Genomic DNA, 22,738 nt, shown 5'->3' with positions numbered 1-22,738 from the left:
AGAAGAAGACGTAAAAAAAGCTCGAATGACAGCATTCGAGCTTTGATTTCTATAATCTTTTAAGAGCAGCTACCTGGTTGAGTATTTTCTACGTATGAACCCGTTTCACCACGAAGCACATCGCCACCAGTTGAGCGAATAATTTCATTTGTAACATTATTTGCAATTGTATTTGAAACAAGTTGCAATAAATCATTTACATCGCCTTGTGATTCTTTAAATTGTTGCACAACAGGGATGGCATTAATTTCTTCCTCGATTTTAGCAATTTTATCTTCAATCATTTTTAGAGCTTTTTCTTTTCCTAAGTGTTGGAAATTAACCGCTTGTTTTTGTAAGCTTTTTAAGCTTGCAATACGTTCACGTACTTGTTGATTTTCGTTAATTTGCGCTTCTGCCTTTTTGAAAAATTCAACCTCTGGCGTATTTGCAATCATATGTGCAATTTCATGTGATTTTTTAATTAAATCTTCTTTTGTATATAAGACTTGTGTCATTTATGCTTCCACCTTTTCATTTTTTACGACTTCCAAAAATTCACCAGTAAGTGAATAGGATGTAGTCTCTGTTATTTTTACTTTCACTAATTGACCAATTACTTCTGCTGGTGCTTTGAAGTTAACTAAACGATTCTTCCTCGTATAGCCCGCTAAAACATCGTCGCGTCGTTTACTTGTGCCTTCAACTAATACTTCGACAACCTGACCATTTAAACGCTCTAATGCTTTGCGAGAGTATTCACCCACCACTTCATTTAAACGTTGAAGACGCTCTTTTTTCACCTCTTCAGGTACATTGTCAATCATTTTTGCAGCTGGTGTACCTTCACGTGGCGAATAAATATACGTAAACGCTGCGTCAAAGCCAACTTCACGGTATAAGGACAATGTTTCCTCAAACTGCTCCTCTGTTTCATTTGGATAGCCCACGATAATATCTGTTGTTAAGGTTACTTCAGGTATTGCCGCTTTAATTCTATCCACTAAACCAAGGAAATGCTCGCGTGTGTATTTACGCGCCATAATTTTTAGCACGTCATTCGAGCCCGATTGTACTGGTAAATGAATATGCTCCACTAAGTTGCCACGCTTTGCAAGAACTTCGATTAAATGATCATCAAAGTCACGTGGATGACTCGTTGTAAATCGAATCCGCGGAATATCGATCTTTCTTAATTCATCCATTAAATCGCCAAGACGATAATCAATATCCTCAAAATCTTTACCATAAGCGTTGACATTTTGTCCCAATAACATAATTTCTTTGTAGCCCGCTGCCGCTAGCTCACGAACTTCAGCAATGATTTCCTCTGGTCGTCGACTGCGCTCTTTACCACGTGTATAGGGAACGATACAATACGTACAGAATTTATCGCAACCATACATAATATTAACCCAAGCCTTAATGGAGCCAAGACGTTTCTTCGGCAGATTTTCAATGACATCGCCTTCTTTAGACCAAACCTCTATGACCATTTCTTTAGACATGTAGGCTTCTTTTAAAATGTTTGGCAGACGATGAATATTGTGTGTACCAAACACCATATCGACGTGTGGATAGCTTCTTAAAATTTTATTAACCACAGATTCCTCTTGCGACATACAGCCACAAACCCCTATTAGCATCTCAGGGTTTTTTCGTTTATATTTCAGCAGGAAACCAAGTTCTCCAAATACTTTGTTTTCTGCATTTTCACGAATAGCACATGTATTTAGCAAGACAACGTCAGCCTCTTCAATCACCTCTGTTGGTGTGTAGCCTAGCTGCATAAAAATCCCGGCCATTACTTCTGTGTCATGCTCATTCATTTGGCAGCCATAAGTACGAATATAGAAGTTGCGATCTTTGCCCATTCCTGCGAACTCTTCTGCAATGCTAAAATCCTTATGATACTTCACATCTTCTTTCCCACGTTTTTTAGCATCTTTTAAGGATGGAGCTGTAAAGACCCTCTCAAAATATTTACTATAATCCTTTTCAGGCTTGTCTTCTTTTTTTGGTTGATTGATTTGTTGATTAGCTAAGCGTTGTTCCTCATTCATCGCAATCAGGTAACTCCTTTCAAACGAAATCCATGCACTTGAATTCCCATTTTATTATTATACTGAATAGTTGATACTTCCTACAAGGTTTGCGCCTCAAATGTCGAGGTTTCGACTTAATTATATGAAGCTAGGCGTAATTATCCATCAGCTCTGGCGTTCTATCCTGAAAGTTTTAATGACCTATCCATCAGTTCACATTTGCTATCTATTGCTCTTGTTAAAATACTTGCTGTATTTTACCTGTAAATATGAATGATACAATTTCAGCTTTATCCAGCGCTTTATATTCATATCTTCTTTATATAGTAATGCATCCGTGTATTGCCCTTCTTTCATTAATCGCTTTGCTTCTATTTTTAATTTTTCATTCTTCATGTATTTAAATAGCGTTTTTGAAGGAAGTAGTGACCATACATGCTTCGTCTGGACATATGTTCGTTCATGATTAATCTGGAATAAATAATCATCCACCACATATTGCATTAAATTATACCCGCTTGCGGTCACATAGTAGCTTGAAGCCCCTGCTCGCAAATTCATTTCAAATAGCTTATATTTCCCGTCCCTGGCATCGTATTTCATATCAAAATTAGCAAAGCCCGTATAGCCGATGTCCTCTAAAAAATGCCGAATGGATTCCATTAGCTGTTCATCATAATCGGTCATAACAGCTAAAGAAATACCTTTGTTTTGTGGAGATGGATCTTCGAGTAGTTTATTGCTTACACACATTAATTTTACTTTTCGATCCCTTCCTACATATACATCTAGAACACGGATATAGGAATCGTCGCCTGTAATAAATTCTTGAACGATTAAGGTGTCTTGATAGCTAGAACGATAAATACAGCGAATGATGTGCTGCATCTCATCTGCATCATATACTATATATATTTTTTTCTTTTCAGGAAAGGAACAGTTCGTATAGGTCACGGTATTGGAGGGTTTAATAATAATGGGATACTGGATTGGAATTTCTCTATTTAGATGATGTTCCTTTTTTATAATGATGGTTTTGGGGTATTCTAACTGATATTTATCACAAAGCTGGTAGAACTTCTCCTTTGTTTGGACAATTTTTAGTAAAGCCTGATCAATGTAAGGTAAAATAAAGTACTTTTCAAGCTGCTCTTTATTTTCAATGATAAGCTCTGCATAATAGCAGTCACAAACTAATAAAATCAATTTCTTTTGTTGGCACTGCATAGATAATCCCACTAGAGCTTGTACAAAACGGGTAGGATCATCTAAATGTTCAACATATTGAAAATCCAGAATACTGCTATTCTGTGTGGCAATTCCTTGAGAGCCTCCCAAAAGGAGTGAGCGCATCGTTCTCCCTTTTTTTGCTGGCTCAATGACAAGACTTTTCATGCGGTAGGCTGCATAAAATGAGCGGGCTACCCCATATGCATGCTGACCCGATTGTATAATAATGGGTAAAAAGGGTTGTTCTTTAATGAATGTCAATTTGACTCGCCTCACATTATAAATATGAATTTAATCATTTGTATGCGAGTTAAATTGTACTTATGTAATACGAATAAAAGGCACTACATTGAAGCTTTAGTGCCCTTTTCTCAACCTATAACGTCATCATTTTTTTTACTCGCTGTTCAAAGGAGACAATGGCTTCAACGCCATAACCCTTTAGTAGCTCTAAATTAGCAAATGTATATTTACCTAAATCATCTGGGAAATGTGCATCCGAGGATACAGTAAAAGCAACTCCATGCTCAAGTAAGGTTTGTAAAAAACGGGGACCCGGGCACATTTCCTGTACTGGGTAACGATAATACAGGCCGGCATTGATTTCAGTGGCGGTTTCAGTAGACGTTAGTGCCTTTGCAATACGTTTATACCAAACTTCAAGAAACGCACGATTCTCCACCTGATAATTAAATACTTTAAAATTATCTAAATGGGCAACAAAATCAAACATATTGGAAAGAATCATTTTCTCTACTACTTTAAAAAAACGCTCATAATTTTGTTGTAAAGAAGGTTGATCCATTTGCTCAAAAAGATATTGTGTTTGCGGATTATCAAAGCCCCATCCATCAACAAAATGAACAGAACCAATTACATAATCCCAAGGATAACCTGCTAGTAAAGCCGTTAATTCCTCCTCTCCACCAACAAAATAATCCGCCTCTATACCAAGTCTCAGTGTAATGCCATGTTGACGCCATTTTTCCTTTGCCTGCTGAATGGTTGTTACAAAAGCATCCATATTTTCTGTCATCACACGATCTAGCCAATAGCGCTGGATTTTTCCAATTTCACTATCATCCAGCCTCATAAAGCGCTCAAAATAAGCACGCGTTTCTTGAAAACGATATAAGTGATCGACAATCCCTACCTCACGTAAGCCAAGCTGCTTTGCCTGTTCGAGATATAAATCCAACCATTCCTCACTATAACAGCCATTTTTCACGCGCTGTGCCAGCCGCTGTAGATGACAAGTTATTTGTTGTTTGGAGCCTTTTTCCGTTTCATCTTCCGAATGAAAAAACTCCAGTGCTTGCGATGTACGCTCTAGCCAGCGAAATGAATAAGGTCCCTCTTCTAAATGTACATGATAATCAATTGTCATCAGCTCTTCCCTCCATTACATATCGTCCATTTTTCCTCATAAGCCTGCCATTCTAATGGACAAGTGCTTTCGCAAAGAATTTCTGTACATTCATCAAGATGACAGATTTGAAAAAATGATTTGCCATTGATTTTGGATGCATCGGCTAATAAATAACTCACTTTGCTATGCTTGAGCATTTTCTTTGAAATAAGAGATTCATCCAAATCGTAATCATAAACAATGCCCTCACTCATACCACCGCACGATAAAAAGGCCTTATCAAAATTCATATTATCTAGCATTTCTAACGTCATAGCACCTGCCACAGAAGATTGTTTTGGATTCGCCGTGCCCCCTAGTAATATGACCTTGCCTGTCATGCGTCGTTCCTCTATGGCTAAATTAAATTGAATAGCTGCTGCAATTGAATTCGTTACAACCGTTATATCTTCCACAGCTAGTAAAAAATCGGCTATATGTACTGTTGTAGTACCTGTATCTACTGCAATAGTATCGCCATCGCAAATGCGTTTTGCTGCAATACGAGCAATTTGTCTCTTTGCGTCCTTGTGCATTTGTAGCTTGCGTAAAAATACCGGTTCATTACGTACATTCGTATATTTAATAGCCCCACCATGAACTCTTGATAATAAATGCTGTTGCTCTAATTCATCAAAATCTCGGCGAATTGTTTCTGGTGCTACCTGAAGGGCATCAGCAATATTGGCAACAATAATTTTCCCTTCAGAATCTAATTGTTTTAAAATAAAATCAAATCTTTCCAGTTTAGCGTAAGTCATGATAGCGCAATCACATCTTCTTGTGCGACATAACATTTATAGGATTTTCCCATTTCAATCGAATACCCTTGTTGATGCAGTTGTTCCATTGCAAACGCCATTTCTCCTTCAAATGTAGTACGAATAATATTGCCGCTCATTAATGATTGTTTGGCAACCCCAGAGAGACATAAGTCTCCATCTCGTTGATCGAGATGTAATGCCTCAGGGCGTATTGCAAATTTCGTGGATTGCTCTATTAAAGATGCTCCAAGCATTTTTTCTAAAGTTTGGCGTGGAAAAACATTATAATGACCGATAAAATTAGCAATAAATTCATTATTTGGTCTCATATAGATTTCCGTTGGCGTACCGTTTTGGGCAATGCTTCCATTATTCATGACAAATATTCTATCCGAAACAGCCATTGCCTCCTCCTGATCATGCGTAACTAGAATCATTGTCATATTTAATTTTCGTTGAATTGCTCGTAAATCTGCTTGAAGTTTTTTGCGAATTTGAGCATCAAGCGCACTAAGTGGTTCATCTAATAGCAGTACTTTAGGACGGACAATTAATGCACGAGCTAGAGCAACACGCTGCTGTTGACCTCCAGATAATTCTTTTGGGTAAGCATTGGCTTTCTCACTTAAATGAACTAGCGCTAACATTTCATGTACGCGCTGCTCTATATCTGCCTTATTAACTTTTTGCATACGCAAACCAAAAGCAACATTTTCGAGCACCGTCATATTAGGAAAAAGTGCATAGGATTGAAAGACCATACCCACTTGACGATCCTTCGGTTGTACGCCACTCATATTTTTTCCTTCAATCAAAATCTTACCTGCCGATGCATCTGTTAAGCCTGCAACAATACGCAAAATCGTACTCTTTCCACAGCCACTAGGACCTAATAGTGTGATAAATTCTCCTTTTTGAATTTCCATATGAATATTGGTTAAAACAGATACTTGTCCATATTTTTTATGAAGCCCTTCAATAACAAGATAACTCATAGATTTGTAGCACCTTTCGATCGTTTCGTTACGATAGCAATGACGAATGTTAAAAGACCCATTAGTACGAGATAGATGAAAACAACAGCACTAGCAATATGTCCACTTGTGCTAAGCTTTTTCATTAAATAAATTTGTACGGTTTCAAAACGAGAACCTACAACAAGATTAATTAGGACAAACTCACCAAATAAGACAGAGAAGGATAACAATGCCCCCGCAAATAAGCCTGGATAAACAGTAGGCAGTAAAATTTTTGTGAATGCCTGCCTTTTTGATGCGCCTAGCAATTGAGCCGCGTCAAGTAGCTGCCTCGCATCTATATTTCTTAAACTATTTCGTGTACCTTGATAGATATAAGGAAGAATCCCCACAACATAGGCACCTAACACAACAAATATCATCGGTATACCTATTTGGCTATAAACGCGTATAAGCCCTACAGCTAAAATGATGCCTGGAAAAGAATACACCATCACCACTGCCATCTGTATCCATTTTTCGTATCTTGGAAAGTATAGGACGATGACGAAAATGGCTGGCACAATGACAAGGAGTGCGATACTAACTGCCCCCCCTGCTAAAAATACTGAACGGCCAAATGCCTGAATAAAATCGGTATCCTGAAACAAAGTGGAAAGCCATTTTAGTGTGAGTCCTTCTGGCAATATCGTTTTATTCCATTTTGTTGCAAATGCATAGAGCATTGTTGCTAACACTGGTAATAGTAAATATCCCACGAGCAGAAGGAAAAAGAAATCAGCCAAACCACGCTTTTTCATTTTACTTTCCTCCTTGTTTTAGAGATGCTCCACTCACTGATCAGCATGGCCGTCACCATTGTCACTGCTAATATAACTGCAATGGCGCTGGCTAGCTCTGGCTGAGCAAAAATATCACCTTTTATTAAGGAGCCGATACGAATCGCCACTAAATTATAATTACTGCTTGTTAATGCATAAGCAGAGGCATACGCGCCCATTGCATTGGCAAACAATACACTAAAGGTTCCCACAATCCCCGGGAGCATAACAGGGAGACCAATTTTCATCCAAAACTGCCAGCCAGATGCCCCAAGAAGGGCTGCCGCCTCCTTCCACTGTTGCTGAATTCCATCATAAATGGGATATAGCAGCATTAGAGATAATGGCAGCTGAAAGTAAATGTAAATAAGTAACAAACCGCTCCAACTGTATAATGAAAAGGATGTCAACACATCAATATCCCATTTGTCAAATAACAGTGTAAATAAACCACTATTGCCAAGTAAAACAATAAAAGCAAATGCTAGCGGAATACCTGAAAAATTGGAGGTTAAGTTCGTAAGTATTAAAATCTTCTCTCGTACTGGCTCTGAAAAGTTCATCATGGCATAAACTGCAAACATGGTGATAAGTAACGCAATCATAGCTGAGATAACAGATAATGTAATACTATTTTTAAAACCTTGAAGAATGTAGTCGTTCGTAAAAATTGATTCATACTGCTTCAGTGTAAAGCCCTCACTATTTTGAAAGCTGGTAATGAGCATATATAGGAGCGGTACTAAGAAAAACAATAATAGTAATACAAGAAAAGGCGAAAGCCAAGCAATGGATTGCCGCTTCGATATCAACACACTCACTTCTTTCTATAAATGACTTGCGGCTTATGGGGATAATAGCCGCTCCTTAGAATAAGAGCGACTACTATTTATTTAAACCTCTTTTGCTGTAAACACACCTTCTAACAGGAGTGGCACCATATCTTCAGCAGGCTTGATATTTAATAAATGACAGCACAGTGGTGCAACTTGTAATTGAGAAATAATGCCTTCTTTTATACCTGCCTTTACAGCATCTGAAATGACAAATAGTGGGACATGACGATCCTCATGCGTTGTGCCGCCATGATTACCATCTCTTGTCATGCCATGATCAGCCGTAACGATAACCTCATAGCCCAGCGCCATACACTTTGGAATAAACAATGACAGTAAAGCATCCATCGCTAAAACTCGATTGCGATATTGAGCAGAATCTGCCGTAAATTTGTGACCATCATCATCAACATTCATTGGATGAATATACAGGAAATCAGGCTGCTTTTGAGCCATTAACCATGCTGCATCAGCAAATACATGACTATCTGGATAATGATCCTCAAAATAGAACATACCGTTGTCAATTGGTAATTGTGTATCGAGTTGTAGCCTGTCCTCCATATGATTAAATGGCGCTCTATTATAAAGTTCACTCACCCAATAATAAGCGGAGGCTGCTGTAGTTAAACCATGCTCCTTTGCGATATGAAAGACACTTTGCCCTTTCGATAAACGCACTGTCATATTGCTGGTAACACCATGTACAATAGGGGGTGTACCTGTTAAAATCGTCTCATACAATGGTCTTGATAAAGACGGCACCTCTGAGCAAACCTTATAGCGAGCAGCTACCTGACGCTCGACTAAATGATGCAAGAACCCCATATGTGTGCAGGCTGTGTCAAAGCGCAATGCATCGATAACAATGAGAACCACTTTGTTATTTTGCATGGATTAACACCTGCTCTTGATAGAGTTGAGGGATTTGCTTTGTTGTATCTTCCCATGTCTTTTGATCTTTTACAGGTTGTGCATTCGTATACATATCAGCGGGTAATAGTAAATCTTTTACATCCTGTGGTAATTTTACTCCGTCTCGAATTGGACGCGCATAGCCTTTTGCTAAATTTTCTTGACCTGCATCAGATAAAATATATTCACGTGCGAGCATGGCAGCATGTGGGTTTTTGGCATATTTATTAATTACCGTTGCATAACCAGAAGTGACAGATCCCTCTTTAGGTATCACTACATCAAAGCGGTCCTCATCAATTTGATGACGATAACCTAATGCATTAAAGTCCCATAAGATCGCTACATCTATTTCACCTTTTTCTAGGTTCGCTACTGATGGATCTCCCTGTAGACGTCCTTGCTTCGCTAATTCTGCAAAGAAATCTATACCTGGTTGGATGTTTGACTCATCTCCACCAAATGCCATAGCCGCTGCTAAGATGGCAAACTGTGCTTGGTTAGCTGTTAATGCATCTCCAATACTGACTGTGTAATCTCCATTTTTTAGATCTTCCCATGATGTTGGAGCATTCTTCACATTATTTTTATCTGTCAAGAAAGAAATGGTTCCTGTATAGCCAACAATCCAGTGTCCTTCATCATCTTTAGCCCATTCAGGTATTTCATCCCAATAAGACGTTTTGTATGGTAATGTTAAGCCCTTGTCCTTAGCGATTGGTCCAAAAGCAATCCCGACATCTCCAATATCTGCGGTAGCATCATCCTTCTCTGCTTCAAACTTCGCTAACTCCTCGGCACTCGACATGTCCGTATCCTTGTGTTTGATACTATATTCGGTCCCAAGTTCCTCCCAGGTTTCCACCCAGTTCGCCCATGTATCTGGCATACCGACAGAATTAACAGTGCCCTCTTCCTTTGCTTTTTCTGTAATGTCCTCAAGCGATAAGTCCTTTTTTACCTCATTTGCACTAGATGAACTGTCAGAACAAGCTGCCAACATGGAAATAGCTAATGCACCAATTAGACCTTTTTTCCACAGTTTTTGAATTGCCATGTGTTGGACCCTCCATTTGTTTTGCTTTATTTTTATTTGCTTACAAACGTTATGTTACAAAACAAACATTAAGCAAGTATGGAGTTGTTAAGAATATTTAGTAAAAATTATTGAGGAATTATAAAAATCTATGAATTTAATGAATAAATATAGTAGGCTTGTAAAGCTAGCGAGGGTAGATACGGAAAAACCTAAGTATGTGTACATTTGCTTTACAGACGTACACATACTTAGGTTATTTGGAGAGACCTAAAAAATCAGCATAGGTATGCGGCTCATTTTCCTTGAGAATTGTTAAAAATGTAAATGCCAATTGCACAACTGACCACCATCTCATATTGTAGGACATTTCAAAACGAGGGGGCTCTAATGAAAAGACATCTTGAAAAATATCTAACGGTTCTATTTGCTCATCCTTTAAAATGGATAGAAAGCCAAGAAATAACGTATGATCTTTAACCTCAATCAATTTGTCCTCTACAAGAGCATCAATATTTTCAGGGTGTTGAAAATTACATTGTGTAGCTACATAACGTTCTAAATCCTGAGCACGCTTTCGGTCTTCACGTTCCTTTTTTTTTGCAATAAAATCAATGACGTTATTCACGTACATCGCCTCTTTTTTTCTTTTATTGTAGCATTTTTTATAGAAACATTGCCCGAAATAGCCCTTTATCCATTCCATTTAAATGGTTTGTTTTTTATTAAATTCCTCTAAAAAAGTAGTCAATTTGTGAAATTCCACAGAGAAGACATCTTGCATTCCAAAATATCCTTCTTTTTCATCTATAATAGTGGCAAACTTTTTATAAAGACGGTGAATATAGCCATGATGGCGATAAGCATAAAATTGGACTTCTTTCACTTCTGGGTGTTCTTCTAATATATGTTTTAGCATTTGTAGAAAACCCTTAACAAAGGATCGACTATTTTGATATTCTTTCTTTAGTAGTGCGCAATCAATAAAAACGATATGTTTATTTTTAAATTGATCTTCTCTTACACCCAATGTATAGCTTGCTGCAGCAAATACTTCCTGCTGTGTATTTTGAAAGAGGAGCAGATTTGTTTCCTCTATCATGACATATAAACTACCAAGTGTATCTAAAATCGGATACATATCGTCAAATATATTTCTATTTTGCAAAAAGAAAACAGCGAATTTTTCATAATCCTTATCAGTCTTACACTGCACTATTTCCATTCATCTTCCCCCTTATTTAATTACCCACTCACCATTCACTAAAATCGCTTCGGCAGTACCGTCCTCTCGTATTCCATTCACCTGTAAGTTTTGTGAGCCTATCATAAAATCAATATGGATCATACTATTATTTATGTTTTCTAGGTTTGCACCATCTTCTTTCAAGCCTGAAGTATAGGCTTGCCCAATGGCTAAATGACTGGATGCATTCTCATCAAATAAATTATGATAAAATAGTAGATTGCTCGCAGAGATTGCAGAATCATGAGGAACCAATGCAACCTCACCTATATATCTAGCACCCTCGTCTTTTTGAAGAATATTTTGTAATGCATCCATCCCTTTTTCTGCAAAGAAATCAATAATTTCACCATCTTTAAATGTAAGTGTAAATTGATCAATGATCTGCCCTTCATAAACTAATGGCTTTGTATTTTTGACTATTCCATTTACTCCTTTTTTGAGTGGTGTCGTATAAATTTCTTCAGTCGGCATATTACAAATAAATGAGCTTCCCTTGTCATTCATTTCTAAGCCATTAACCCAACGATGATTTTGTGGTAGCTCTATTTTTAAATTTGTCTCTTCGCTAATGAAATGTAAATAACGGAAATACTTTACATTCAATAATGCGGCCCTTTTATTTAATATATCAATATGCTCTTCCCAGGCTTGTAGTGGGCTCTCTTCATTTAATTTAAGTATTTCAAAAAACTTTTCCCATAATTCCTCAAGAGCATTTTTGGGCTCTAAGTCAGGGAAAATAGATGCTGCCCATTGCTCCGTCGGATAAACAATAACAGTCCAACTAACTTGCATTTTAATCAATTTTTCGGTAAAAGAACGAAAAGCAAGTGCAGAAGCATACTCTGCTTTTTCTACCTTAACAGGGTCTATTTCCTCCATATTTTGCAGGTGGGGTGAAATAATATAAAGAAAAGCGGCACCACTACTCGCCATTTCTTCATACCCCTTCACAAGCCAATCTGGTGTATAGGTTAAGCCTTGCTCTGTCATATATTCATATTCAATACGAGCAAGCTCTTCATCAATCCACTTTATATACACATAATGTGCACCATTGAGATAGGCATGTCGGCAAACCCTTCGAACAAAATCGGCAGCAGCCATTGAGGCAGAAATCACTAAAGTCTGTCCTTGTTGAATATTAATCCCTACTTTTATGACCAATTCCGCGTACTGCTCTAACTTAGTTTCAAAAGTTTTCATTTTAAATTTAACTCCCTATTCAAATAATTTATTGAACACGCCAATGTATTTTTTTACTGATTAATAGATAAGAAAAACAGGAAAAAATGAGTAAGATTAGAACATCTATGAATGTAGAATTGGTCCATCCAACAGTTAGCATACCGTGTAATACATTCGCTACATATGTTGTTGGTAACACGTAGGAAATCCACTGCAGAACGATGGGAAGGTCTTTCAGTTCAATCATAACAGGTGTTAAGAAAGTAACAAACATCAACAAAAATTGCGCTACAATATTTGTAAATTGAGGATTTGGAGATAAAAACCCCATTAATACACCAATGCCTACTACACTAAAAATCGCCAATAAAGCGACTGGTAGTAGAAGCCACTCAAAATGAAGATTGACCCCATAAATTTGCTGACCAAACGTAAATACAATAATAAACGAAGGTAAGGAAGTTAAAATACCATAAAACAACAAAGATAAAATAAAATTAACCTTTCGAATGGGAAGGGATGAGTAATATGTAAAATAGCCTCCAAATTTTTGATACGAGATATCCTGCCCTAGAATATTCATCCCCATTAATAGAATACTAAAAATCATATTACCGATAATTAATCGTGCCAATTGTTCAGAGCTAGATTCACCCAGTAAAAATTCGAGAAACACTAAAGTAACTATTGGAAAAATGGTAGACATTGCAATAATCCATAATAATTGATGCCTTACGATGGCTATTTGTATACGAAATAAAATAAGTAATTCAACAAAGAATTGACTAAAGGCATTCATTAACTATTCACTCCTTTGCTGTTCTTGAAGTAGTGAATAGACATCTTCTAGACTTGGTGGAAACAGAGAGTATTGGTTAATGTTCAATGTCTCATCCTGTATTATTTCAACAATAGTACGAACCATATTTTTCTCGATTAACATCGTGAGTTTTGTATCCTCTACTAATTCTGCTTGTCCAAAATCTTTCAGTCTGTCTTTGATATTGTGAATAGAGGCCTCCTGTGCATAAATTTCTAAACGCATTCTTTGGTCTACTTTTCTCTTCAGCTTTTCGACATGGTCAATGGCTAAAAGCTTTCCGTTATCTATAACAGCTACACGATGAACAACTTTTTCAGCTTCCAGAATATTGTGAGTGACTAAAATAATCGTTGTACCCTTTTGGTTAAGCTCACGAATGATGTCCCATACTAATTTCCGTTTTAATGGATCCAGCTCATTTGTAGGCTCATCCAATATCATAACGGATGCCTGACCAATCAAAGTTGCTCCTAAACTAATGAGTCTTCTTTGACCACCTGAAAGCTTTGACAATAGCTTATCTCGATAAGCTTCCATGTCTAACCTCAGCAAAATATTATCTGTCTGTTGCTTCGACTCTTTTTTGGAAAGTCCCTTTAATCTACCCGTAAAATAAATGGCTTCCCATGTTTTTAAAAATGATAAAGCAAAAGTCTCCTGTGAATAATAAGCAGTCTGTTTCAATACATACTTCGGATTCTTAGATACTTCTTGTTGATGAAATTTCACGGATCCCTCTGTTGGTGCTAGCTGTCCTATCATTTGCTTTATCAATGTCGTTTTTCCTGCACCATTCGGGCCTAATAACCCAATTATTTCACCTTTATATATAGTCAATGAAATGCCATTATTTGCTTTAAATTTACCTTTTTTATAGTAGAAAGTTACATTTTCTAATTCATATATTGGTTCAAGCATGGTAAACAGCCTTCCCAGTTTAAATTTCAAAAGATGAGGTCTGACTAAAAAGTCAGACCTTGAGGTAATAATTATTTACCGAATGGCTTTGTATCGCCTTTTGGGAAACTCATTGGAGGAAACATCATTACTTTTCACCTCACTTTCTTTTCTCTATTGAGTGAACAACCATCAGATAAGCTAATGATAATCACTACTTATTTTTGATTCTATATTACTTTAAAGTAATATACAACTAGAAAAATAGAAAAATCAGTTTTTTCTTACTTCTAATAATAGACTAATTTAACTTATAATTTCTTCTATCTATTGGACTATTTACAAAAAGAAAATATTTTTACCCTTTGTTGCTATACGTAATATCCATTACTTTTCTTCTTTAAATTAATGAGCTTTCAAATGTTATTATAAAAATATCTATTCACCGCTAATCTATATTACTTAAAGTAATATTCGACTTTACTGTGTTCATAACGATGTGAAGCTGTTAGATTACACAAAAGATAGTTAAAATTGGAGTGCCCTGTATAATAAGGTCGCTTGCTCGGCACGTGTTACTGGCGTTTCGGGATAAAATTCACTATTACTCCCCAATGCAATCCCAGCCTGTTCTAGTGCTGCAATATAACCCGGCTCCAATGATTACTAGAAACATCACTAAATGGACTTGTACCCTTAGAAGTTAGTTGTAATGTTTTTGCTAAAATTTTTGCTACTTGTGCACGTGTAATAGCTTCTAATGGTCGGAATGTGTCACCCATCCCATCAATAATTCCCCCTTGCTGTAGCGTGTTGATCTCTTCATGGTAGATATGATTTGGTGCTATATCAGAAAAGACTTTTGCTGAGCAATTGATTCAACTCGAAGCGCGTGCAAATAATACTGCTACATGCATTCGACTAATTGGTTCATTCGGACGGAAAGTGCCATCTTCATAACCTTGGATAATCTCTAGTGTCGCTAGTTCCTCAACTATCTCTTTTGCCCAATGGCTATCCATATCATCGAACCTTATCAGTGCTTGCGGTCGTACACTGGCAAACTCGAATAACTGTATCTTCATCCCACTTAATTTTACATGCTGCATCCTCATTACCAGCCTCCAAAGCGAATCCATATTTGGTAGGTAAAGGTAAATCACTTATTCTTGTATTATAAGCAATCTCTAGTGGCGGAAGTATTGTACCACCATTTGTATGAAAAATGATTTTTACAGTTGATAATGAAGAGTAGTTATTATCGTTTGGGGATGTGGTATTGTCACCTGATGATGGATTCTGTTGTAATTGTAAAATGAAGTGTCTCACTTATATTTGCAAATACGGTCACATTACCAAACACAGGTTGTATAAGTAACAACAAGATGACAAATAACGAAACCACTTGTTGCCATGTTCTTCTCATAACATCCCCTTTATCCCAGAATCACACATGTTGATTAACAAAATTATACAAATATGAACCATGATGGAGATTTGATTATTGTTGTAAGGCTCTGTATAAAAATGCTACAAATTGGGCACGTGTTACTGAAGATTCTGGTTTAAAGTAACCGCTATCCCCTAACGCAATATCATTTGCCGCCAGAGCGATAATATAGTCATGTGCCCAATGTGTTGATGGAATATCTTTAAATGTATGTGTGCTCGTTGGTGATAAGTTTAATGCTATAGCTAATACTTTCGCTATTTGAGCACGTGTCATATTTTCATTTGGCTTAAAGTATCCGTTAATACCTTGATACAGACCAGCTTGTTGCACCAACTTGATGGTTTCATAATACCGATGATTTAGTGGAATATCCTTAAATGTTTGTGCTTCCTGTATTGGATTTAGTTTAAAAATACGGGAAAATATTAACGCAACATGCTGACGAGAAATCGGATCATTTGGTTTAAAAGTACCATCCGCATACCCTGTAATATATCCACGTTTAGCAAAATCACCAATCATTGTGTAAGCCCAATGATGCACGGGCACGTCTGAAAAGATAATATCTGTAATGGGCTCTTGCGGTTGCTTAGGATCAGTAGGTACCAGCTGAGGAAGCTCTATTGGTGCTGGTGCTGGTGCTGCTGGCTCTACAGGCGCTGAGTTTCCTGGAATTTGTAGTGAATCTACGGGTGCTGGTAGCTGCTCACGATATATTTCAACTTTGTATTTCTTTTTCGTAACCCCGTCTGGTGCTGTTATTTCTAGTATAATAGTATTTGCCCCGAAGTTTAGTGACACTGTCATTTTCTTTCCACTGCTGCTTGGTAATCCATTAATCATCAGCGTTGCATCATTGTCATCGAGTATTGGTGTTAAATCTATACTATTCACATTTACATCAACATTAACTGAATATTTTTCTCTTTGAGAATCAAATGATGGCTTCAAAATTCCATAATTCAACGTTAGACTTTTTAAATTTGCGTTACTCGATGGGAATCTCGTTACCGTTACTGTATAGGTCTGCGTTGTTTTATCTTCTGCTGTTACTTCTATTGTTACCGTATTCTGTCCTACATTCAGCGGAATCGGATTTGATGCTGTGCCACTGCTCACGGCATGCCCGTTCACCTTTATTTTAGCTGTAGCATCTGCTGCTGTTGGTGTTACTGTTAAACTAGTAATAGCATTCTCTACGCTTGCTGTATAGGTGAAATCTCCCCCATTAAATACAGGAAGGTATGACCCCGTGCTTAGAGTGAGATCACTCAGGTTAGCATTACTCGATGGGAATCTCGTTATCGTTATTGTATAGGTCCTCTGCGTTGTATCATCTTCTGCTGTTACTTCTATTGTTACTGTATTCACTCCTACATTCAGTGGTATCGAATTTGATGCTGTACCACTGTTAACGGCATGCCCGTTCACCTTTATTTTAGCTGTAGCATCTGCTGTTGTTGGTGTTATTGTTAAACTAGTAATGGCATTCTCTACGCTTGCTGTATAATTGCTATCTCCTGAGCTAATTTCAGGAGATAGTATTCCTGAGCTTAAAGTAAGACTAATTAGATTAGCATTACTTGATAGCGCCCTCGTTACTTTCACTTGGTATGTCTTTTTTGTGCTATTTAAAGCTGTTACTTCTATTAATATTGTATTACTTCCAACATTAAGGGGAATTGTAGCTGATGTTGCACCACTACTGACTAGATTCCCATTAACCTTAACTGTTGCAGTTGAATCTATAGCATTTGGTATGACTGTAATGGTTGAAACCGTGTTCATTACATTGACATCATAAGAAAGTATTTCTTTAGAAAATTGTGGGGAAAGCGTTCCTTCATTTAAATGTAAACCCTCTAAATCCGCTGAATATAAATGCACGGTGGAGATTGACTTATTTCCTGCATGATCTTCCGCAAACAATGTATATGTCCCAAAATTATCCACAACAATTTTATTCTCAGTGAACGTATTTCCTCCAGTCAAAAAATAAGATTCATTCTGATTTCCAAATGCCCATTTCTTCGTTTTCACTCCACTTTTACTATCAGTAATGGTAATTGGAACTTCTAATTTCTGATTGGTAATTATGGTCATATTGCCACTTGTAATGATTGGTGCATCTTTATCGATATTATCAATAGTAATCGTTTGAACAGTTGAATTTAATAAAATATCCCTTGCATACCAAGTAATCGTTCGATTTTGATCTACACTAACAGAAGAACCTACTAATGAGTTTCCAGCTGTATTAAAATATGATTCATTTTGAATGCCATAATCCCACTTTTGAATCTTCAAATCACTTTCACTACTAATATTTGCAGTAACTGTAACATCACCATTTGTCCATCCTGTAGGGGATTTTGTTAAATTGATCACTGGCGGAGTTGGATTTAATTTTAATGTGTAATTCACTTTTTCATACCTTAAACGTTTATGTGTTCCATTAGAAATGGTTTCATAGTAGCTTAAATTAGCCCATAAAGCATTAGCAGGAACGGTAGCACTTTCCACAACATTTACACCATCTACACTATAGCGGTATTTTTGATTCGTTATTGGGTTTTTACCATTCCCAATATCACCATCAAAATTACTTACTGTTATCCACTTAACATCAGAAGGAATATCAGTCCAATTGTGAACATACTGCTTTTCTACAGATTTTCCATCACGACTAAACATGTATTCTATACCATTATCTAATGGCAAAGTAATTGGAAAAAATGTTATCCATTTCGCATCTGTCGGTAAACTATCTCTATCGGTAAAATTTTTTGTTAAATAATCTCCACTATATATATGAAGAATCCCTGCAGAATCTCCTTCTAGGTACTGGATATAGGATATAACCTCTCCATTAACTGTAATTTCTGCTGCCTTTGCTGCATTTGGTAAAAATCCTAAACTACATAAAATAATAACAACACTAGTGACTAACAATAGCTTCCCCTTTTTTAATGGTTGTTGCATCTAATCCCTCCTTCTTCTTTATTTAGTGATTCATCAGAAATATCCTCACTATCTATTCACTACTTTATATTATCGAAAAGTAATATTTAACAAAAATATTACTCTATCATAGTATAATGGCGTGAAGTTGTTAGATAGCCTCACGCCTAAAAAATCATTTTTATTGCTGCATTGCACGGTATAAAAAGACCGCCAATTGTGCTCTTGTCACAGAAGCTTCAGGGTGGAACTTGCCATTAACCCCTAATGTAATCTCTGCTCGCTCTAATGCCGCAATATAGCCAACACTCCAATGATTGCTATCTACATCCTTAAAAGAACTCTTACCTTCTGATTTCAGCTGTAGTGTATTTGCTAAAATTTTAGCTAATTGTGCCCGTGTGATATTGTCTGTTGGACGAAATGCTCCATCCGCTCCATCAATAATGCCTGCCTGCTGTAAGGTCATAATCGCATCATAGTACATATGATTTGGTGCTACATCCGAAAAGGCTGCTGTTGGGCGGATCACCTCGAATTCAAAAGCACGTGTGAATAATGAGGCAACATGCTGGCGGCTAATTGATTCATTCGGTCGGAAAGTACCATCTTCATATCCTTTAATAATGCCCTGCGTTGCTAATGCCTCAATCATATCCTGTGCCCAATGGTTTTCGATATCTTGGAAAGTCATCACGGAAGGCTTTTGCTGTGGTTCTTTCTGTTCTTCAACTGTCAATTTTATCCATTTTGCATAGAGCGTTAAATTCTCCCTCATAAGCGTATCTTCAGCCCATTGTATCGTTAGCGCTTTATCTATATACCAACCGTCAAAACGAAAACCTTCCTTTGTTGGTACAGGTAAATCGCTGACTCTTGTATTATAGGTAATCTCCATGTCCTCTAAAGATAGGCCACCATTTGTCTCGAAGGATATTTGAATAGACGTTGATGGATGAGAAGCACTACCTCCATCCGGCATTGAAGGACCATTGGCACTACCTCCATCAGGTGTTGAAGAATTCGCTATCCATTGAGCATACAAAATTATATCTGCCTCACCTATTATTAAAGGCGTATTTGCTATATAGGCTATTCCCTTACCATCCTGTACTGTATTCCAGCCCGCAAAAGTATAGCCTGTTCTTACTAGATTGCCACTATTTCCTTGTACCATTACTGTTTCATTTTCTTCATATAATGTACTATCCTTTGGCACTGTCCCACTTGTTGCACCATTTGCATTATATATGACTGTATAAGTTGGGTTCGCTGTCCACTGGGCATACAAGATGACATCGGCTTTTCCCATTTGAAAGGTTGCATTTTCGGCATAGGATATTCCCTTACCATCTGCTTGTGTATTCCAGCCTTTGAATGTGTAGCCAGTTCTTACTAGATTTCCACTATTTCCTTGTACCATTACTTTTTCATTTTCCTCATATAATGGACTATTCTGTGGCACTATACCACTTGTTGCGCCATTTGCATCATATTTGACTGTATATGTTTGGTTAGCTACCCACTCCGCATACAATATAATATTTTCTGTACCCATTGGGAAGGTATCATCCACTGCATATGCTGTGCCTTTACCATCTGCCTGTGTATTCCAGCCTTTAAAGGTATAGCCTGTTTTCACAAGATTATCGCTATTAACCTTCACTGTCACAAGGGCATTTTCTTCATATTTCCCATCATCTTGTGGCACACTGCCTCCCGTTGCTCCATTTGCATCGTAGATAATGTTATAATAATTATTTGGCACTTCATACGCCCCTAAATCAATCGCCGATCCTTGCACACGTTTTTTCCCAGCAAGGTCTGTCGTTATATCTGCTAGTTCAGGATAACTAGCATTCCCTTGATCTAATGCTGGAGAATCTGCTTTTAAGCGATAATCTTTCTTGCTTGAATCCATAAACACATCTGTTGGCAGATAAGTGGGCGTATCAACAGCCGTCCCAGTCGTATCAAATAGTTTCCCTCTTATGTTCTTTCCTACTTCCACATCGAGCAAACTATTTTCAACTTTACCTTTATAATTATAAAAGGCAATTTTCTTGTTATTTCCGATAATAATACTATTTTGAATTTTACTAGCTGAGCCACCTCCAGAAATAGCACCCACTCCATATTTCGGAACATCGCCACTGATGGTCACATTCGTTAAGATGATATTACTAGTTGGAGAGTCAGTACTTATAGTAGCACCATCAAAATCTGCCTTGTTGCCAGTAAATAACGTATTTCTTAAGTTGGGGCTGCTACTGCCATCATTGAACATACCGCCCCCAATATACGCTTCATTTCCAATGAATATCATATTCGTTAAAATTGGATTACTGACACCATCATTAGACATAGCCCCTCCACCATAACCTGCCTTATTTTCACGAAATGTAACAGTTGTCATCATCGGGTTACTATTGGTATTGTGCATACCGCCCCCATTGATTGCATTGTTTTGATCAAACGTCACATCGGTTAAGCTTGGGATACTATAGTTCGTATTAAACATCCCTCCACCTAACTGACTTGCCTGATTTTTATTGAATAGCACATTTTTCAATAGTGGACTACTATTGCTACCAGTATTAAACATCCCTCCTCCATACTCCGCCTTATTCCCACTAAATGTTACCTCCATTAAGTTGGGACTGCTAGCATCATTGTATAGAGCACCTCCATAAAAAGTAGCTTCATTTTCATTAAAGGTTACGTTTGTTAAAGTTGGATTACTGGCATAATTGTACATGCCACCACCATGTTGAGTTGCCTTATTTCTATTAAATTCAACTTCCGTTAAGATAGGATTACTCACGTTACCGTTATATATACCACCTCCGTATACTGCTTCATTGCTAGTAAATGTTATATTTGTTAAAGTCGGACTACTGCTACCACCATTATAGATAGCGCCTCCATAGCCAGTCGCTTTATTTCCATCAAATTTGACACCACTTAATCTTGGACTACTACTAGCATTGTAGATAGCGCCACCTAGGTACGCTTCATTTCCGCTAAATAGAACATTTGTTAAAATCGGGTTACTCCCTCTAGTATTATACATAGCCCCTCCATAGCCTCCACCATCTCCCTGTGCCTTATTCCCGGTAAATAGGACATTTCTTAAGAGTGGGTTATTGCCATCGCTATTGTACATCCCACCACCATACATATGCGTCCCCTTATTAGCAAGACCTCCCGTAATGGTGACACCATCGAGAATGGCTGTTTCATTTAATACACTTACATCAGGGTCATATCGATGATAAAATACATGATAGGCATTTTCTCCACTAGGAAGTGCTCCACTTAGTATAGTTTTGTATGTGTTAAAATCTCGCTGCGCTAATGTTTCTTCATCACCTTTAAAACCGCCATAAATTTCCACACCATTTCTCATTCGGAATGCTACACTGCGTGAATCATTTACATCCATTTTTCTAGTTGGTGTGTATGTTCCTTGGGCAATCCAAATTTGCTGTCCACTTTGTGCGCTATGTAAAGCGGATTGTAAATCTTGAAATGCATTGTCCCAACTTGTACCATCATTATTCCCAACAGTAGCAGTTGCGTCCACATAAATAATAGAGTTACCTGCTGACAATAACGATGGCTTTTGTTCTGCGATGCGAATTACATGCTTACTAATGGAGGATTGCCCAATGATTCTAAACCAAATATGATAGTCCCCTGCATCTGTTAAAACAAGTGGCGTTAAAGTATTGAATACTGTCCATGTATTTCCTTTGTCGTTAGAAGTCTCTACCTGTAGACTAGCACTATCGACTGTAGTTGTTGTCGCTTGAATAGTAACAGGACTTGAAGCAATGTCACCATCTATATAAGGCTCTCCATCTGTTGTGAGTGTGACAGTTAGTATGGGCTGTTCATGATCATTCGTTTCAGCATACACTGGGAAACTACCAACTACAATCTGTGCCATTAACAAATAGATGACAAATACCGATACTGCCTGCTGCCATTTTCTCATAGCATTCTCCTCTTTCTATACATTTTACTTCTACCATTTGATTGAAAAAGAATAGGAGCACTCTCTTACATCAATCATGTTCTAATGCATATGCGAATAACAAACATATACGATAATTATATTATTTAAAAATTTCAAATTGCTATAAAAGCAAAT

General features: G+C 37.3%; 22 protein-coding genes. All 22 read right to left on the bottom strand.

Annotated features, from left to right (window positions below; genetic code table 11):
* Positions 1–59: 59 nt before the first annotated feature.
* On the bottom strand, positions 60–497 hold the full coding sequence (locus tag NP781_RS02960) for a YlbF/YmcA family competence regulator (RefSeq protein ID WP_004225842.1): 438 nt from the start codon (positions 495–497) through the stop codon (positions 60–62).
* Entirely contained in the window at positions 498–2,042 is a 1,545-nt protein-coding gene (miaB, locus tag NP781_RS02955; RefSeq protein WP_257521335.1) for a tRNA (N6-isopentenyl adenosine(37)-C2)-methylthiotransferase MiaB, read from the bottom strand.
* Positions 2,043–2,246: 204 nt separating this feature from the next.
* The gene (locus NP781_RS02950; protein ID WP_257521334.1) at positions 2,247–3,515 is read right to left on the bottom strand and encodes a carboxylate--amine ligase; all 1,269 of its coding nucleotides are present in this window, start codon (positions 3,513–3,515) and stop codon (positions 2,247–2,249) included.
* Between the two features lie 115 nt (positions 3,516–3,630).
* A complete protein-coding gene (locus NP781_RS02945) occupies positions 3,631–4,641 on the bottom strand; it encodes a histidinol phosphate phosphatase domain-containing protein (protein ID WP_221682707.1) in 1,011 nt (336 codons plus the stop codon).
* The gene (locus NP781_RS02940) at positions 4,641–5,423 is read right to left on the bottom strand and encodes a DeoR/GlpR family DNA-binding transcription regulator (RefSeq protein WP_221682708.1); all 783 of its coding nucleotides are present in this window, start codon (positions 5,421–5,423) and stop codon (positions 4,641–4,643) included. The genes NP781_RS02945 and NP781_RS02940 overlap by 1 nt, the downstream gene beginning before the upstream one ends.
* Positions 5,420–6,421 carry an ABC transporter ATP-binding protein gene (locus NP781_RS02935; RefSeq protein ID WP_221682709.1) on the bottom strand — a complete coding sequence of 334 codons (1,002 nt, stop codon included), beginning with the start codon at positions 6,419–6,421 and terminating at the stop codon, positions 5,420–5,422. The genes NP781_RS02940 and NP781_RS02935 overlap by 4 nt, the downstream gene beginning before the upstream one ends.
* The gene (locus tag NP781_RS02930) at positions 6,418–7,203 is read right to left on the bottom strand and encodes an ABC transporter permease (protein ID WP_048391486.1); all 786 of its coding nucleotides are present in this window, start codon (positions 7,201–7,203) and stop codon (positions 6,418–6,420) included. Before NP781_RS02930 ends, NP781_RS02935 begins: the two co-directional genes overlap by 4 nt.
* Entirely contained in the window at positions 7,200–8,045 is an 846-nt protein-coding gene (locus NP781_RS02925) for an ABC transporter permease (protein ID WP_221682711.1), read from the bottom strand. The genes NP781_RS02930 and NP781_RS02925 overlap by 4 nt, the downstream gene beginning before the upstream one ends.
* 72 nt (positions 8,046–8,117) lie before the next feature.
* Positions 8,118–8,954: an alkaline phosphatase family protein gene (locus NP781_RS02920; protein WP_202341630.1), complete on the bottom strand. Its 837-nt coding sequence runs from the start codon at positions 8,952–8,954 to the stop codon at positions 8,118–8,120.
* Entirely contained in the window at positions 8,944–10,032 is a 1,089-nt protein-coding gene (locus tag NP781_RS02915; RefSeq protein WP_257521333.1) for an ABC transporter substrate-binding protein, read from the bottom strand. Before NP781_RS02915 ends, NP781_RS02920 begins: the two co-directional genes overlap by 11 nt.
* Before the next feature lie 235 nt (positions 10,033–10,267).
* Entirely contained in the window at positions 10,268–10,645 is a 378-nt protein-coding gene (locus NP781_RS02910; RefSeq protein WP_255601691.1) for an ELKS/Rab6-interacting/CAST family protein, read from the bottom strand.
* 72 nt (positions 10,646–10,717) lie between these two features.
* A complete protein-coding gene (locus NP781_RS02905) occupies positions 10,718–11,236 on the bottom strand; it encodes a hypothetical protein (protein ID WP_004225870.1) in 519 nt (172 codons plus the stop codon).
* Between the two features lie 12 nt (positions 11,237–11,248).
* The gene (locus NP781_RS02900) at positions 11,249–12,466 is read right to left on the bottom strand and encodes an aminopeptidase (protein ID WP_257521332.1); all 1,218 of its coding nucleotides are present in this window, start codon (positions 12,464–12,466) and stop codon (positions 11,249–11,251) included.
* A gap of 28 nt (positions 12,467–12,494) precedes the next feature.
* Positions 12,495–13,247 carry an ABC transporter permease gene (locus tag NP781_RS02895; RefSeq protein ID WP_257521331.1) on the bottom strand — a complete coding sequence of 251 codons (753 nt, stop codon included), beginning with the start codon at positions 13,245–13,247 and terminating at the stop codon, positions 12,495–12,497.
* Between the two features lie 3 nt (positions 13,248–13,250).
* Positions 13,251–14,189, bottom strand: coding sequence for an ABC transporter ATP-binding protein (locus NP781_RS02890; protein ID WP_221682715.1), 939 nt, complete (start codon positions 14,187–14,189; stop codon positions 13,251–13,253).
* Positions 14,190–14,696: 507 nt separating this feature from the next.
* Positions 14,697–14,783, bottom strand: a complete 87-nt coding sequence (locus NP781_RS02885; RefSeq protein ID WP_255601695.1) for a hypothetical protein — start codon at positions 14,781–14,783, stop codon at positions 14,697–14,699.
* Between the two features lie 17 nt (positions 14,784–14,800).
* Positions 14,801–14,950 carry an S-layer homology domain-containing protein gene (locus tag NP781_RS02880; protein WP_257521330.1) on the bottom strand — a complete coding sequence of 50 codons (150 nt, stop codon included), beginning with the start codon at positions 14,948–14,950 and terminating at the stop codon, positions 14,801–14,803.
* A 96-nt stretch (positions 14,951–15,046) separates the two neighbouring features.
* A complete protein-coding gene (locus NP781_RS02875) occupies positions 15,047–15,283 on the bottom strand; it encodes an S-layer homology domain-containing protein (protein ID WP_257521329.1) in 237 nt (78 codons plus the stop codon).
* Positions 15,192–15,497 carry an InlB B-repeat-containing protein gene (locus NP781_RS25590; RefSeq protein ID WP_373880535.1) on the bottom strand — a complete coding sequence of 102 codons (306 nt, stop codon included), beginning with the start codon at positions 15,495–15,497 and terminating at the stop codon, positions 15,192–15,194. Before NP781_RS25590 ends, NP781_RS02875 begins: the two co-directional genes overlap by 92 nt.
* Positions 15,451–15,594, bottom strand: coding sequence for a hypothetical protein (locus tag NP781_RS02870; protein ID WP_221682770.1), 144 nt, complete (start codon positions 15,592–15,594; stop codon positions 15,451–15,453). The genes NP781_RS25590 and NP781_RS02870 overlap by 47 nt, the downstream gene beginning before the upstream one ends.
* Positions 15,595–15,669: 75 nt before the next feature.
* Positions 15,670–18,603: a cadherin-like beta sandwich domain-containing protein gene (locus NP781_RS02865; RefSeq protein WP_257521328.1), complete on the bottom strand. Its 2,934-nt coding sequence runs from the start codon at positions 18,601–18,603 to the stop codon at positions 15,670–15,672.
* A 160-nt stretch (positions 18,604–18,763) separates the two neighbouring features.
* Complete coding sequence (locus NP781_RS02860) at positions 18,764–22,582, bottom strand: InlB B-repeat-containing protein (RefSeq protein ID WP_257521327.1); 3,819 nt, start codon at positions 22,580–22,582, stop codon at positions 18,764–18,766.
* Positions 22,583–22,738: the final 156 nt, after the last annotated feature.

Origin of the sequence: Lysinibacillus sp. FN11 (genome assembly GCF_024628845.1) — a bacterium.
In the GTDB taxonomy this organism is placed as follows: Bacteria; Bacillota; Bacilli; order Bacillales_A; family Planococcaceae; genus Lysinibacillus; species Lysinibacillus capsici.
This window is presented reverse-complemented; position numbering and strand designations above follow the sequence as displayed.

Coding starts and splice junctions, on each gene's coding strand:
- NP781_RS02960 (WP_004225842.1), bottom strand. CDS start 497: ATGACACAAGTCTTATATACAAAAGAAGATTTAATTAAAAAATCACAT.
- miaB (WP_257521335.1), bottom strand. CDS start 2,042: ATGAATGAGGAACAACGCTTAGCTAATCAACAAATCAATCAACCAAAA.
- NP781_RS02945 (WP_221682707.1), bottom strand. CDS start 4,641: ATGACAATTGATTATCATGTACATTTAGAAGAGGGACCTTATTCATTT.
- NP781_RS02940 (WP_221682708.1), bottom strand. CDS start 5,423: ATGACTTACGCTAAACTGGAAAGATTTGATTTTATTTTAAAACAATTA.
- NP781_RS02935 (WP_221682709.1), bottom strand. CDS start 6,421: ATGAGTTATCTTGTTATTGAAGGGCTTCATAAAAAATATGGACAAGTA.
- NP781_RS02930 (WP_048391486.1), bottom strand. CDS start 7,203: ATGAAAAAGCGTGGTTTGGCTGATTTCTTTTTCCTTCTGCTCGTGGGA.
- NP781_RS02920 (WP_202341630.1), bottom strand. CDS start 8,954: ATGCAAAATAACAAAGTGGTTCTCATTGTTATCGATGCATTGCGCTTT.
- NP781_RS02915 (WP_257521333.1), bottom strand. CDS start 10,032: ATGGCAATTCAAAAACTGTGGAAAAAAGGTCTAATTGGTGCATTAGCT.
- NP781_RS02910 (WP_255601691.1), bottom strand. CDS start 10,645: ATGTACGTGAATAACGTCATTGATTTTATTGCAAAAAAAAAGGAACGT.
- NP781_RS02905 (WP_004225870.1), bottom strand. CDS start 11,236: ATGGAAATAGTGCAGTGTAAGACTGATAAGGATTATGAAAAATTCGCT.
- NP781_RS02900 (WP_257521332.1), bottom strand. CDS start 12,466: ATGAAAACTTTTGAAACTAAGTTAGAGCAGTACGCGGAATTGGTCATA.
- NP781_RS02895 (WP_257521331.1), bottom strand. CDS start 13,247: ATGAATGCCTTTAGTCAATTCTTTGTTGAATTACTTATTTTATTTCGT.
- NP781_RS02890 (WP_221682715.1), bottom strand. CDS start 14,189: ATGCTTGAACCAATATATGAATTAGAAAATGTAACTTTCTACTATAAA.
- NP781_RS02880 (WP_257521330.1), bottom strand. CDS start 14,950: ATGGGTGACACATTCCGACCATTAGAAGCTATTACACGTGCACAAGTA.
- NP781_RS02875 (WP_257521329.1), bottom strand. CDS start 15,283: ATGAGGATGCAGCATGTAAAATTAAGTGGGATGAAGATACAGTTATTC.
- NP781_RS02870 (WP_221682770.1), bottom strand. CDS start 15,594: ATGAGAAGAACATGGCAACAAGTGGTTTCGTTATTTGTCATCTTGTTG.
- NP781_RS02865 (WP_257521328.1), bottom strand. CDS start 18,603: ATGCAACAACCATTAAAAAAGGGGAAGCTATTGTTAGTCACTAGTGTT.
- NP781_RS02860 (WP_257521327.1), bottom strand. CDS start 22,582: ATGAGAAAATGGCAGCAGGCAGTATCGGTATTTGTCATCTATTTGTTA.